At 60.8% G+C, this 13,545-nt stretch carries 16 protein-coding genes; 15 read left to right on the top strand and 1 reads right to left on the bottom strand.

Annotated elements, in window-relative coordinates; translation table 11 throughout:
* Window position 1 precedes the first annotated feature (1 nt).
* From fliF to flhB, 15 genes are all read left to right on the top strand, one after another.
* Window positions 2-1,783 carry a flagellar basal-body MS-ring/collar protein FliF gene (fliF, locus tag NAV32_RS03400; protein WP_256051382.1) on the top strand — a complete coding sequence of 594 codons (1,782 nt, stop codon included), beginning with the start codon at window positions 2-4 and terminating at the stop codon, window positions 1,781-1,783.
* Complete coding sequence (gene fliG, locus NAV32_RS03395; RefSeq protein ID WP_256051381.1) at window positions 1,776-2,792, top strand: flagellar motor switch protein FliG; 1,017 nt, start codon at window positions 1,776-1,778, stop codon at window positions 2,790-2,792. Before fliF ends, fliG begins: the two co-directional genes overlap by 8 nt.
* Window positions 2,793-2,795: 3 nt before the next feature.
* Window positions 2,796-3,587 carry a flagellar assembly protein FliH gene (fliH, locus tag NAV32_RS03390; RefSeq protein ID WP_256051380.1) on the top strand — a complete coding sequence of 264 codons (792 nt, stop codon included), beginning with the start codon at window positions 2,796-2,798 and terminating at the stop codon, window positions 3,585-3,587.
* Window positions 3,577-4,935, top strand: coding sequence for a flagellar protein export ATPase FliI (gene fliI, locus NAV32_RS03385; RefSeq protein WP_256051379.1), 1,359 nt, complete (start codon window positions 3,577-3,579; stop codon window positions 4,933-4,935). Before fliH ends, fliI begins: the two co-directional genes overlap by 11 nt.
* 3 nt (window positions 4,936-4,938) lie before the next feature.
* Window positions 4,939-5,391 (top strand): flagellar export protein FliJ, encoded by a 453-nt coding sequence (gene fliJ / locus NAV32_RS03380; protein WP_256051378.1) that lies wholly within the window; start codon window positions 4,939-4,941, stop codon window positions 5,389-5,391.
* A gap of 141 nt (window positions 5,392-5,532) precedes the next feature.
* Window positions 5,533-5,841 carry an Hpt domain-containing protein gene (locus NAV32_RS03375; RefSeq protein ID WP_256051492.1) on the top strand — a complete coding sequence of 103 codons (309 nt, stop codon included), beginning with the start codon at window positions 5,533-5,535 and terminating at the stop codon, window positions 5,839-5,841.
* A 93-nt stretch (window positions 5,842-5,934) separates the two neighbouring features.
* A complete protein-coding gene (locus tag NAV32_RS03370; protein WP_256051377.1) occupies window positions 5,935-7,164 on the top strand; it encodes a flagellar hook-length control protein FliK in 1,230 nt (409 codons plus the stop codon).
* A 208-nt stretch (window positions 7,165-7,372) separates the two neighbouring features.
* Window positions 7,373-7,903 (top strand): flagellar basal body-associated FliL family protein, encoded by a 531-nt coding sequence (locus NAV32_RS03365; RefSeq protein ID WP_256051376.1) that lies wholly within the window; start codon window positions 7,373-7,375, stop codon window positions 7,901-7,903.
* Between the two features lie 11 nt (window positions 7,904-7,914).
* Window positions 7,915-8,886 carry a flagellar motor switch protein FliM gene (fliM, locus tag NAV32_RS03360; RefSeq protein ID WP_256051375.1) on the top strand — a complete coding sequence of 324 codons (972 nt, stop codon included), beginning with the start codon at window positions 7,915-7,917 and terminating at the stop codon, window positions 8,884-8,886.
* Window positions 8,887-8,925: 39 nt separating this feature from the next.
* Entirely contained in the window at window positions 8,926-9,405 is a 480-nt protein-coding gene (gene fliN / locus NAV32_RS03355) for a flagellar motor switch protein FliN (protein ID WP_256051374.1), read from the top strand.
* 1 nt (window position 9,406) lies between these two features.
* Entirely contained in the window at window positions 9,407-9,826 is a 420-nt protein-coding gene (gene fliO / locus NAV32_RS03350; protein ID WP_256051373.1) for a flagellar biosynthetic protein FliO, read from the top strand.
* Window positions 9,826-10,602, top strand: a complete 777-nt coding sequence (gene fliP / locus NAV32_RS03345) for a flagellar type III secretion system pore protein FliP (RefSeq protein WP_256051372.1) — start codon at window positions 9,826-9,828, stop codon at window positions 10,600-10,602. The genes fliO and fliP overlap by 1 nt, the downstream gene beginning before the upstream one ends.
* An 11-nt stretch (window positions 10,603-10,613) precedes the next feature.
* A complete protein-coding gene (gene fliQ, locus NAV32_RS03340) occupies window positions 10,614-10,883 on the top strand; it encodes a flagellar biosynthesis protein FliQ (RefSeq protein ID WP_256051371.1) in 270 nt (89 codons plus the stop codon).
* Complete coding sequence (gene fliR / locus NAV32_RS03335) at window positions 10,883-11,662, top strand: flagellar biosynthetic protein FliR (RefSeq protein WP_256051370.1); 780 nt, start codon at window positions 10,883-10,885, stop codon at window positions 11,660-11,662. Before fliQ ends, fliR begins: the two co-directional genes overlap by 1 nt.
* Window positions 11,663-11,698: 36 nt before the next feature.
* The gene (gene flhB, locus NAV32_RS03330) at window positions 11,699-12,838 is read left to right on the top strand and encodes a flagellar biosynthesis protein FlhB (protein ID WP_256051369.1); all 1,140 of its coding nucleotides are present in this window, start codon (window positions 11,699-11,701) and stop codon (window positions 12,836-12,838) included.
* Window positions 12,839-12,908: 70 nt separating this feature from the next.
* Here flhB and sodC read toward each other — a convergent pair whose 3' ends face one another.
* Window positions 12,909-13,430, bottom strand: coding sequence for a superoxide dismutase [Cu-Zn] SodC (gene sodC, locus NAV32_RS03325; protein ID WP_256051368.1), 522 nt, complete (start codon window positions 13,428-13,430; stop codon window positions 12,909-12,911).
* Window positions 13,431-13,545: the final 115 nt, after the last annotated feature.

Here is a 13,545-nt window from a genome sequence, read left to right as displayed (position 1 = left end):
AATGGCTGACGCGCTTGGCAAGGTTCCAGTGACGGTTGATTCGGGTGAGCCGAAGAAGCCTCTGCTTGGCCTGTCCTTCCTGGAAAATCTTTCCGAGATGTCGATGCTGCGGCAGATCGGCCTGCTCGTCGGGCTGGCTGCGAGTGTCGCCATTGGCTTTGCCGTGGTGCTCTGGTCGCAGCAGCCGGATTATCGTCCGCTGCTCGGCAGTCTCGCCGGCATGGATGCCAACCAGGTCATGGAAACCCTCGCGGCAGCCGATATCACCTATACCGTAGAGCCCACTTCCGGCGCCTTGCTGGTCAAGGCGGGCGATCTCGCCCGTGCACGACTGCGGCTGGCCAGCGCTGGGATCGCGCCTGCTGACAGCAACATTGGTTTTGAAATTCTTGACCGTGAGCAGGGGCTCGGCACCAGTCAGTTCATGGAAGCCACGCGTTATCGCCGGGGCCTGGAAGGCGAGCTGGGGCGTACCGTCTCCAGCCTGAACAACGTCAAGGGTGCGCGTGTGCACCTGGCCATTCCGAAAAGCTCGGTGTTCGTTCGCGACGAACGCAAGCCCAGTGCCTCGGTACTGGTGGAACTCTATCCGGGGCGCAGCCTTGAGCCGAGCCAGGTCATGGCGATCATCAACCTGGTGGCAACCAGCGTGCCGGAGCTGCACAAGTCCCAGATCACCGTGGTGGACCAGAAGGGCAACCTGCTATCCGACCAGCAGGAGCTGACCGAGCTGAGCATGGCCGGCAAGCAGTTCGATTACAGTCGCCGCATGGAAAGCCTCTACACCCAGCGCGTGCACAATATCCTGCAGCCCGTGTTGGGCAGTGGCCGCTACAAGGCCGAAGTGTCCGCCGATGTGGACTTCAGCGCAGTCGAGTCAACCTCGGAAACTTTCAACCCCGATCAGCCGGCGCTGCGCAGCGAGCAAAGCGTCAATGAGCAGCGCCAGAGCAGCCTCGGCCCGCAGGGCGTGCCAGGGGCATTGAGCAACCAGCCACCCGGCCCCGCCGCAGCGCCGGAAAATGCCTTGGCCGGGCAGGCCGCGGCCGGCGCCATTGCGCCCGGGCAGCCGCTGCTGGACGCCAATGGCCAGCAGGTCATGGACCCTGTGACCGGGCAGCCGATGCTGGCGCCTTATCCGGCAGACAAGCGCGAGCAATCGACGCGCAACTATGAGCTGGATCGCTCCATCAGCTACACCAAGCAGCAGCAGGGTCGCCTGCGCCGCCTGTCGGTTGCCGTGGTGCTGGATGACCAGGTTGTGATTGCCGCTGACGGACAAACGACACGGGTGCCGCGAACCGCCGAAGAATTGGCGCGCTTCACCCGTCTGGTGCAGGATGCCGTGGGCTTCGATGCCAGCCGTGGCGACAGCGTCAGTGTGATCAACGCGCCCTTTGCGCCTGACTCCTTCGGCGAAGCCTTTGAAGAGCCGCCGTTCTACTCGCAGCCCTGGTTCTGGGACATCGTCAAACAGGTGCTCGGCGTGCTGTTCATCCTGGTGCTGGTGTTCGGCGTACTGCGCCCGGTACTTAAAGGCCTGACCCATGCCGGCAAGGGCAAGGAATTGCAGTCGGTTGGTGGTGACGCCGAGCTGGGCGATATGGACGCCGAGGGTGCGCTGTCCAGCGACCGGGTCAGCCTGAGCGGTCCGCAGAGCATCATGCTGCCGAGCCCGAGCGAGGGATACGATGCGCAACTGAATGCCATCAAGAATCTGGTAGCCGAGGACCCGGGCCGGGTGGCCCAGGTCGTCAAAGAGTGGATCAACGCCGATGAGTGATGCCCGTATTGCCACCAAGCTGAACAAGGTCGACAAGGCCGCAATCCTGCTGCTGTCCCTTGGCGAAGCCGATGCCGCGCAGGTGCTGCGCCACCTCGGCCCCAAGGAAGTGCAGCGCGTGGGCACGGCGATGGCGCAGATGCGCAACATCCATCGCGATCAGGTCGAGCGGGTGATGAGCGAGTTTGTCGAGATCGTTGGCGATCAGACCAGTCTCGGCGTGGGTTCCGATGGTTATATCCGCAAGATGCTTACCCAGGCGCTGGGCGAAGACAAGGCCGGCGGCCTGATCGACCGGATCCTGCTGGGCGGCAATACCAGCGGTCTGGACAGCCTCAAGTGGATGGAGCCGCGCGCGGTCGCCGACGTGATTCGCTACGAGCACCCGCAGATCCAGGCCATCGTCGTGGCCTACCTCGATCCGGATCAGGCCGGTGAGGTGCTGTCGCATTTCGATCACAAGGCGCGGCTGGATATCGTCCTGCGCGTGTCCTCGCTCAATACCGTGCAGCCGGCGGCCTTGAAGGAACTCAACCAGATTCTCGAGAAGCAGTTTTCCGGCAACTCCAACACCAGCCGGGCTACTTTGGGCGGCGTGAAGCGCGCCGCCGACATCATGAACTACCTCGACAGTTCGGTCGAAGGCCAGTTGATGGACGCCATTCGTGACATCGATGAAGACCTCTCGGCACAGATTGAAGATCTGATGTTCGTCTTCGACAACCTGGCCGACGTCGATGACCGGGGCATTCAGACGCTGCTGCGTGAAGTATCCTCCGAGGTGCTGGTGATGGCGCTCAAGGGTGCCGACGAGGCGATCAAGGAGAAGGTGTTCAAGAACATGTCCAAGCGTGCTGGCGAATTGTTGCGTGACGACCTGGAAGCCAAGGGGCCGGTCCGCATCAGTGAAGTCGAGAGCGCCCAGAAGGAAATCCTCACCATTGCCCGCCGCATGGCCGAAGCCGGAGAAATCGTGCTCGGTGGCAAGGGCGGCGAAGAGATGATCTAAACCATGTCCAGGGAAAACCCCAGCGACGTCATTCGTGCGAAGGACATCAACGTCTTCGATCGCTGGGCCCTGCCGAGTTTTGACGAGCCGGGCCAGGAACCTCCGCCTTCTGTCGAGGACGAGCCGGTTGACGCCGAAGAGCTTTCCCGCAGCGAAGATGTGCCTGTCGAGGAGGTCAAGCCGCTGACCCTCGATGAGCTGGAGGCGATTCGTCAGGAAGCCTACAACGAGGGTTTCAGTACTGGCGAAAAGGATGGTTTTCATGCCGGTCAGCTCAAGGCCCGGCAGGAGGCTGAAGCAGCCCTGGCGCCCCGGCTCGACAGCCTGGAACGGGTGATGACACAACTCCTCGATCCCATTGCCGAGCAGGATCGCAATCTTGAACACGCCATGGTCACGCTGGTCAGCCAATTGGCCCGCGAGGTCATCCAGCGTGACCTGCTAATCGATTCCAGTCAGCTTCATCAGGTCTTGCGCGAAGCCCTTAAATTGCTGCCCATGGGGGCCGGCAATATCCGTATTTATATCAATCCGCAGGACTTCGAGTTGATCAAGGGGCTGCGTGAGCGCCACGAGGAGAGCTGGAAGATCGTCGAGGACGCAGACCTGCTGCCCGGTGGCTGCCGGATCGAAACCGAACACAGTCGTATCGACGCCAGTATCGAAACGCGGCTGGCGCAAGCCATCAAGCAGCTGTTCGAGCAGCAGCGCGAGAACGCTACCAGCCCACCCGAGGCGGACCTGCATCTGGATCTGGATCTGGATTCGGCGGTGGAGGGCTCCGATGCGCCTTGAACGGGTCAGTTTCGCCAGGCGCCTCGAGATTTACGGCGAGGCGATCAAATTGCCCAGCCAGCCGATCCTTGAGGGTCGGCTGTTGCGTATGGTCGGCCTGACTCTTGAGGCCGAAGGGTTGCGCGCAGCTGTCGGTAGCCGCTGTCTGGTGATCAACCAGGACAGTTACCAGCCTACCCAGGTCGAAGCTGAAGTGATGGGTTTCTCCGGCGACAAGCTTTACCTGATGCCGGTCGGCAGTCTGGCCGGTATCGCACCGGGTGCTCGCGTGGTGCCGCTGGCCAATACCGGGCGCCTGCCCATGGGCATGTCGATGCTGGGGCGGGTGCTTGACGGTGCCGGACGGGCGCTGGATGGCAAGGGTGGGATGAAAGCCGAGGACTGGGTGCCAATGGATGGTCCGGTCATCAACCCGCTCAAGCGTCACCCCATCAGTGAGCCGCTGGACGTGGGCATTCGCAGCATCAATGGTTTGCTCACGGTCGGGCGCGGCCAGCGTCTCGGCCTGTTTGCAGGCACCGGCGTCGGTAAATCGGTGTTGCTGGGCATGATGACCCGCTTCACCGAGGCCGACATCATCGTTGTAGGGCTGATCGGCGAACGGGGTCGTGAGGTCAAGGAGTTCATCGAGAACATCCTCACCGAGGAGAGTATCAAGCGCTCAGTGGTCGTCGCTTCGCCGGCTGATGAAGCGCCGTTGATGCGCCTGCGCGCGGCCATGTACTGCACCCGCATCGCCGAATATTTTCGCGACAAGGGCAAGAATGTGCTGCTGTTGATGGATTCGCTGACACGGTTTGCCCAGGCCCAGCGTGAAATCGCCCTGGCCATTGGCGAGCCGCCAGCGACCAAGGGGTATCCGCCCTCCGTGTTCGCCAAGCTGCCGAGTCTGGTGGAACGCGCCGGCAACGCCGAAGAGGGCGGTGGTTCGATCACGGCCTTCTACACGGTTCTGTCGGAAGGTGATGATCAGCAGGACCCCATCGCCGACGCCGCGCGTGGTGTGCTTGATGGTCATATTGTGCTGTCTCGTCGCCTGGCCGAGGAAGGTCACTACCCGGCCATCGATATCGAAGCCTCCATCAGTCGGGTGATGCCGCAAGTGGTCAGCGCCGAACATGTGCGCCATTCGCAGCGCTTCAAGCAACTCTGGTCGCGCTACCAGCAAAGCCGCGATCTGATCAGTGTTGGCGCCTATGTGCCTGGTGGCGACCCCGAAACCGACCTGGCTATTGCTCACCAAGCGGAGATGGTCGGTTATCTGCGCCAGGGGCTCGATGAGGCTGAGCACCTGGCGCAGAGTGAAGCCATGCTGGCTACCGTGTTCAATCCCCGGTCAGGCGGTTAATTCTTGCCTGCGAGTCGAGCGGCACGCCTGGCGCCGGTGATCGATATGGCCGAGCGCGCCGAACATGAGGCGGCACGTCTGTTCGGTCAGGGGCAGATGCAGCTTTCCCAGGCAGAAGCCAAGCTGGGTGAGCTGCGCCAGTATTTTACTGATTACCAGCAGCAATGGATGACGCAGGGCAGTCAGGGTGTATCCGGTCAGTGGCTGGTCAACTATCAGCGCTTTCTCTCGCAGCTCGAATCGGCCATCGGCCAGCAGCAGCGCAGTGTGGACTGGCACCAGGCCAATCTGGACAAGCTGCGCCAGCAATGGCAGCAGCGCCGTGCCAGGCTTGATGGCTTGCGCAAGCTGGTCGAGCGTTATCTGCAAGAGGCAAGAACAGCGGCCGACAAGCGAGAGCAGAAGCTGCTTGACGAGTTTTCACAGCGTCTGGCCGGGCGTTCCAGGCAGGAGTGAAATGTTCCTGTGACGGATTATTGCTGTTTGTCAAATAGTTGACGATATGGGTGGCTCGAAGTGGCGGTTACCAAGTTTCAACCGGGAGCAGTTGTGGCCGATCATCTGGATATTGCTGTCTTGCAGGCACTGCAGCAGGTGATGGAGGCTGAGTACCCGCAGTTGCTGGATACCTTTCTTAGCGATTCCGAGGAGCGGCTGCGGTTGCTGCAGGTGGCCTGTGGGAGTGGCGAAGCAGAGCGCCTCCGTCAGGCTGCGCACAGTTTCAAAGGCAGTTGCAGCAACATGGGTGCCACCCTGCTGGCGGAGCGTTGCCACGATCTGGAAGCGCTTGCGCAGAGCGGCGAGCTTGAAGAGGCCTCCGCGCTGATCGAACAAATCGAACGCGAATTCGCCATCGTGCGGATTCTCTACCGTGCCGAGCGCCAGCGTTTCTGCGGGCCTGTCTAAGAGGCGGTGCTCCGGTATCTCTGGGTGAGTGGCCCGGAGTTTGCTTGATGTTGGTTCACGCAATTCAACTTTTTACTTTGAGCGGAAATTTCCATGGCCGTTTCTCCCGATTTAATGCTCAACATCAAGGCGCCGGCAACGGTCGCCAGGACTGCGAGCACCTCTTCCAGGGATGCCTCGCAAGCCGGTCGGGACGACTCTTCCAGCTTTTCCGAGGTCTATGCCAGGGAGCGCCAGGGCAAGCCGGTGGAGCGTCAGGGTGGCGCTGCCACTGCCACGCGTGATGCATCCGGCAAAGACAAGCCGGTAGACAAAGCTGCCGAGGAAAGCGGCGCCCAGTCGCCGTCCCTCGCCGAGGCTGGCAACGAGTTGCCGGTGTCCGAAGGGGGGGAGCAGGACGCTGAAGCTGAGCTCGATCCGTTGCTGTTACTGGGGATGGGTGGGCAAGCCGAAGGTGTGGATGAGATGCCATCGGCGCCAAGTGGCGAGTTCCTGACAGCATTGCCGCAGGGCCTGGTGCCAATGGCGGCAACGGATGCCACGCTGGAAACCGAGGAATCGTTACTGCCACAGCGTCCGCTGATCGATGTTCAGACAGCAGCGCAGAAGGGGGTGGCTGCACAAGGCTCGGTAGAAGGTGAGGCTGGTACGGAAGCTGAAACATACATTTCTGCAAAGATGCTTTCGAGCCAGATGGTTAATGAAGACGGTGAGACGTTTTCGCTTGAAGAGGAGACTGCCGAGCTGCTCGATCAGCAGCCCATGGCGAAGGAGAGCCGCAGCAGCACGGCTGATGCGGCGCCCGACCGGCTCAACGCCCTGACTCAGGCGATGACTCAGCAGAATTTGCAGCAGCTACAGCAACGTCCGGTACTGGTTCCGGGGCAGCCGCTGCAGATGCAGCATCCCGGCCTGAGCGAGGCGGTGGTTGATCGGGTGATGTGGCTCTCGAGTCAGAATCTCAAGTCGGCGGAGATCCAGCTTGATCCGGCCGAGCTGGGGCGCATGGAAATTCGCATCGACATGAGTAAGGAGCACAGCCAGGTGACCTTCCTCAGCCCTCACGCCGGTGTTCGTGACGCGCTTGAAGGGCAGATGCAGCGCTTGCGCGACATGTTTGCGCAGCAGGGCATGAGCATGGATGTGAACGTCTCGGACCAGTCTGCACATGGCCGACAGGGCGAAGGCGATGCCGGTTCGCGTGAAGGGCGCGGCGCTCTTGTCGGGTTGGACGGCGATGAAAGCGAGGTGGTTCAGGGGGCGATGGAGGTCATCGGCGGTTCTGTCGGAGATAGACGCGGCCTGGTCGATTACTACGCCTGACGCCTTTGCGATTCACAAAAAACCGGGCACCAACAGGCTGTTGGTGCCCGGTTTTTGTTTTACGGGGATAATGCGCGGTTCTTTCTTCAGGGCTTCTGCAGGCAGTCGAATCATTTACTGTGCATCCCCACTGATCGATACTTTGGCACAGCAGTTGCTCCCAACTCACTTCATGAAGTGAACTCACGCGTGATGACGGATATTTGGCATGGCTAAGACACAGGGACCCCCGGATATAGCGAGTCCCGCTGCGGCGGCTCCGGCAGATGGCAAGCGCAAACTCAAGCTGATCGTACTGGTCGTGCTCGGCCTGTTGATGGCCGTTGGGCTGTCGGTGGGCAGTACGCTGTACTTCATGAACAGGGGTGAGCCGGCCAATCCGGATGCGGCGGCTACCCAGGCGGCACCTCAGCGTCAGGCAGCGATCTATGAAGTACTGATGCCGGCGTTCGTGGTCAATTTCAGCAACAACGGGGGTCGCCAGCGCTACATGCAGGTCAGCGTGGCCCTGATGTCGCGTGATCAGGCGGCGCTGGATGCGTTGAAGGAACACATGCCCCTGTTGCGCAATCAACTGGTCATGCTGTTTTCCAGTCAGGAGTTTGCTTCGCTGGCCACTCCGGTAGGGCAGGAGATGCTGCGCCAGCAGGCTACCGCCAGCGTTCAGGAGCTGGCCCAGAAGGAAATCGGCAAACTGGCCATTGAGCAAGTGCTGTTCACCAACTTCGTACTTCAATAGGGGCCCCGCAGATGGCTGTTCAAGACCTGCTCTCGCAAGACGAGATCGACGCACTCCTGCATGGGGTCGACGATGGTCTGGTCGATACCGAAGGCGATGCCGAGCCGGGCAGCATCAAGAGCTACGACCTGACCAGTCAGGACCGCATCGTCCGTGGTCGCATGCCCACGCTGGAAATGGTCAACGAGCGCTTCGCCCGCTATACGCGTATCAGCATGTTCAACCTGCTGCGCCGTTCGGCGGATGTTTCGGTCGGCGGCGTGCAGGTGATGAAGTTCGGCGAGTACGTGCATTCACTGTACGTACCGACCAGTCTCAACCTGGTGAAAATCAAGCCGCTGCGCGGGACATCCCTGTTCATTCTCGACGCCAAGCTGGTGTTCAAGCTGGTGGACAATTTTTTCGGCGGTGATGGTCGTCACGCCAAGATCGAAGGTCGCGAATTCACGCCTACTGAACTACGCGTCGTACGCATGGTGCTGGAGCAGGCATTCGTCGATTTGAAGGAAGCCTGGCATGCGGTGCTGGACGTCAATTTCGAGTATGTGCATTCGGAAGTGAATCCGGCGCTGGCCAATATCGTCAGCCCCAGTGAAGTGGTGGTCGTTTCGACTTTTCATATCGAGCTCGACAGTGGGGGCGGCGATCTGCATGTGACCATGCCGTATTCGATGATCGAACCGATCCGAGAGATGCTCGATGCCGGTTTCCAGTCGGATGTCAGTGACCAGGACGAGCGTTGGTCCAAGGCCCTGCGCGAGGATGTCCTTGACGTCAGCGTACCGCTTGGTGCCACCGTCGTGCGGCGCCAGCTCAAGCTGCGTGACATCCTCAATATGCAACCGGGCGACGTTATCCCGGTGGAAATGCCCGAAGACATGATCCTGCGCGCCAATGGCATGCCGGCCTTCAAGGTCAAGCTCGGCGCGCACAAGGGCAACCTGGCCCTGCAGGTGCTGGAATCCGTGATGCGATCACGCTGATTCAGGCCTTAACCATTACCAGCCGGTCGAGGATTTGCGATGGCAGACGAACACGAAAACACATCCGCTGATGAGCAGGCGCTTGCCGATGAATGGGCTTCGGCACTGGCCGAGGCGGGTGATGCCAATCAGGACGATATCGATGCGTTGCTGAATCAGGGGCCGGCAGCGGCTCCGGCGGCTGCAGCACCGCCGCGTGCACCGTTGGAGGAGTTTGGCAGCAGCCCCAAGATGAGCGCGAATCCGGCCGGGCTCGAGGGGCCGAATCTGGACGTGATTCTTGATATCCCGGTGTCGATTTCCATGGAAGTCGGTAGTACGGAAATCAGCATCCGCAACCTGCTGCAGCTCAACCAGGGTTCGGTCGTCGAGCTCGATCGACTGGCCGGTGAGCCGCTGGACGTGCTGGTCAACGGTACCCTGATCGCCCATGGTGAGGTGGTGGTGGTGAACGAGAAGTTTGGCATCCGTCTCACTGACGTGATCAGCCCGAGCGAACGCATCAAGAAGTTGCGCTGAGATGCGGGTTCCGGCCTTTCTCACACTGCTGCTGGCCCTGCCGGTCATGGCGGCCGAGCCATCGGCGAATATGAGCGGCGTCGATATGGGCGGACAGATGACCAAGCTGCTGCTGGGTCTGTTGCTGGTCATCGGTTTGATCTTTCTGCTGGCCTGGGGGTTGCGACGGATGCAGCAGTTCAACCCGCGTAGCAATCAAGCCATCAAGCTGATTTCCAGTCATGCCCTCGGCCCGCGTGAGCGCCTGTTGCTGGTGCAGGTCGGCAGCGAGCAGATACTGCTTGGCTTGAGCGCCGGTCGTATTACGCCCTTGCATGTACTTGAAGAGCCGGTACATCTGCCGGACGCCGAACCCGCCAACCCGGAATTCGCCCAGCGCCTCATGGAGCTGCTTGGCCGGGATCAAAAGGACAAGCCCTGATGCTTCGATTGTTGCTGGCGATCATGCTGGTGCTGATCGCGCCGCTCGCCGTGGCCCAGGATGTCGGCTCGCTGATTACCCAGGGCAACAACCCCCTGTCGATCCCGGCGATTACCCTGAGCACCGATGGCGAGGGGCAGCAGGAATACTCGGTCAGCCTGCAGATCCTGCTGATCATGACGGCGCTGAGCTTCATCCCGGCATTCGTCATGCTGATGACCAGCTTTACCCGCATCATCATCGTCTTCTCCATCCTGCGTCAGGCGCTGGGCCTGCAACAGACGCCATCGAACCAGATCCTCGTGGGCCTGACGATCTTCCTCACCCTGTTCATCATGGCGCCGATATTCGAGCGGATAAACAACGAGGCGGTGCAGCCCTATCTGAGCGAACAGTTGTCGGCCCAGGAGGCGATTGCCCGTGCTGAAGTGCCGCTCAAGGGCTTCATGCTGGCGCAAACACGTGAAAGTGACCTGGCACTGTTCGTGCGGTTGTCCCGGCGCACCGATATCCAGACGCCAGAAAGCACACCGCTGACCATCCTGGTGCCGGCGTTCGTCACCTCCGAGCTGAAAACGGCATTCCAGATCGGTTTCATGATCTTCATTCCCTTTCTGATCATCGACATGGTGGTGGCCAGCGTGTTGATGGCGATGGGCATGATGATGCTTTCGCCGCTGATCATTTCGTTGCCGTTCAAGATCATGCTGTTCGTGCTGGTTGACGGCTGGGGACTGATCATTGGCACCCTCGCCAGCAGTTTCGGAACACTTTAGGGAGTACGCCGATGACACCCGAAGTTGCGATCGATCTGTTTCGCGGTGGGTTGTGGATGACCGCCATGATCGTCGGTGTGCTGGTAATGCCGAGTCTTCTGGTGGGGCTGCTGGTGGCGATGTTTCAGGCCGCCACCCAGATCAACGAACAAACCCTCAGCTTTCTGCCGCGTCTGCTGATCATGCTGATGACGCTGATCTGGACGGGACCCTGGCTGGTGCGCACGTTGATGGAGTACACCGAGAACCTGATCCAGAACATTCCGTTGATCATCGGCTGATGTTTGCCCTGAGCGATGCGCAGATCGGCGCCTGGGTAGGGCAGTTTCTGCTGCCGCTGTTTCGCATTGCGGCGCTGCTGATGAGCATGCCGATCATTGGTACCCAGCTGGTGCCGATGCGGGTGCGCCTGTATCTGGCGGTCGCCATTGCCGTGGTGCTGGTGCCGGGCTTACCCGCCGTGCCAGTGGTGGAGGCACTGAGTGGGCAGGCACTGATGCTGATCGCCGAGCAGATTCTCATCGGGGTAATGCTGGGTTTCGTGCTGCAACTGTTCTTTCAGGTCTTCATCGTGTCCGGGCAGATGCTGGCCATGCAGATGGGCCTTGGCTTCGCCTCGATGGTCGACCCGGCCAATGGTGTCTCGGTGCCGGTGCTCGGGCAGTTCTTCAATATGCTGGTGATCCTGCTGTTCCTGGCCATGAATGGCCATCTGGTGGTGCTGGAAATCCTGACCGAGAGCTTCGTCACCCTGCCCATTGGCGGTTGGCTGGTCGGCACCAATCATTTCTGGGAAGTGGCGGGTAAGCTCGGCTGGGTGCTGGGTGCCGGCCTGTTGCTGGTGCTGCCGGCCATTACCGCGCTGCTGGTGATCAACCTCGCCTTCGGCCTGATGACCAGGGCTGCACCTCAGCTGAACATTTTCTCTATTGGTTTTCCGCTGACGCTGGTGCTGGGCCTGGTCATCGTCTGGCTCGGCATGAGCGATATCCTGGCGCAGTACCAGACTTTCGTCAGTGAGGCGCTTGCGATGTTGCGCGAGCTGATTGGGTTGCGCTGATGCGGCTGTCTTCTTCAATTCGCCGGGAGGCCGTGTATGGCTGAGAACGAAAACGGCACCGACAAAAGCGAGGAACCCACGGCCAAACGGCTGCGTGAATCCCGTGAGAAAGGACAGCTTGCGCGTTCCCGTGAACTCAACACGGTGGCCGTTACCCTGGGTGGGATCGGTGGTCTGCTGGCCTCCGGTGCTGGCCTGGCCAGCAGCCTGATGATGATGATGCAGGGCAGTTTCGATCTCAGCCGCGAAGTATTGCTGGATGAAAGCTCAATGGTCAGGTTGCTGATGAGCAGCGGCATGATTGCACTGGAGGCGATCATGCCGCTGCTCATCGTGTTGCTGATCGTCTCCATCGTCGGTCCGATTTCGCTGGGTGGCTGGCTGTTTTCAGCGAAGTCTATGGCGCCGAAGTTCAGCCGAATGAATCCCGGCGCGGGCCTCAAGCGAATGTTCTCGGCCAAGGCGCTGGTGGAGCTGCTCAAGGCGCTCGGCAAATTCCTGGTGGTGCTGACGGTGGCGCTGCTGGTGCTCAATGCCTATCAGGATGACTTGCTGTCCATCGCCAAGCAGCCGCTGGAACTGGCCATCGCTCATAGCGCGGAAATTGTCGGCTGGTGTGCATTGTGGATGGCCTGTGGGCTGATCCTGATCGCCGCAGTGGATATTCCCTTCCAGCTCTGGGACAACAAGCAGAAGCTGATGATGACCAAGCAGGAGGTCAAGGACGAATACAAGGACGCCGAGGGCAAGCCCGAGGTCAAATCGCGGATTCGACAGCTGCAGCGCGAGGCTGCCCAGCGGCGCATGATGCAGGCCGTGCCCGAGGCTGATGTGGTGATCACCAACCCGACCCACTTTGCCGTGGCGCTCAAATATGACGGCGGCAAGGGTGGCGCGCCGAAGCTGGTGGCCAAGGGTGGCGACTTCGTTGCCCTGAAGATTCGCGAGATCGCTCAGGAACATCAGGTGACTGTGCTCGAATCGCCCGCGCTGGCGCGGGCGGTCTATTACTCCACAGAACTGGAGCAGGAAATCCCGGCCGGTCTTTATCTGGCGGTTGCGCAGGTGCTGGCTTATGTCTATCAGTTGCGGCAGTACCGCGCCGGCAAGGGCAAGCGTCCCGAGCCGCTGAGCAATCTGCCGATTCCGCCGGATCTGCGTCGGGACGAAACGTAGGGCGGGTGCAACCCGCCGATCATGGCCGAAGCCAACCTCTGTTCGGCGGGTTGCGCCCGCCCTACTGCTGTTATTCGATGACCCCGCAGGCAACCCGTGCGCCGCCACCGCCGAGTGGGGCGGGGTGGTCGGCATGGTTGTCACCGCCCTGGTGCACCATGATCGCCAGGCCCTTGATATCGCCGAGACTCTGAAGTCGGGGCGCCAGGACCGGCTGGTTGGCCTTGCCCTGGGCATCGACCATCAGCGCCGGTAGGTCGCCCAGGTGACCTTCGCCCCAGGGTTCACCATGCTTGCCGCTGTTTTGCGGGTCCCAATGCCCGCCTGCTGCACCTGCCGGGGTGGTTTTGCCATCGATTTCGGCGGGCTCGCAGCTGCCCTTGGCATGCAGATGGAAGCCGTGGATGCCAGCGTCGAGACCGGACAGTTCAGGATGAAAAATCAGCCCGTACTGACTGGTTTCGATCTTGACATTGCCGAGCGACTCGCCGACCCCTTGGGTCGATACGGCGTTGATCGGCACGTTGAGCGTTTCAGCCTGCAGCGCCAGCGCAGTGCAGCTGGCGAGTGCCGCGATAAACCACTGTTTCATGGCAAGACTCCTGTGAAGTGAGATGAGCGGCAACTGCTGCCGGCAGGGCAGTGTCGTTGAAGTCTTCCGACGGCCCTGGAGTTGAGACTGTCCGGGGTTGGCTCGGTTCGATCGC

Source organism: Stutzerimonas stutzeri, from assembly GCF_024448695.1.
GTDB classification, from domain to species: domain Bacteria; phylum Pseudomonadota; class Gammaproteobacteria; order Pseudomonadales; family Pseudomonadaceae; genus Stutzerimonas; species Stutzerimonas stutzeri_T.
Note: the sequence above shows the minus strand (reverse complement) of the source record. Positions and strands in the feature narration are given on the sequence as shown.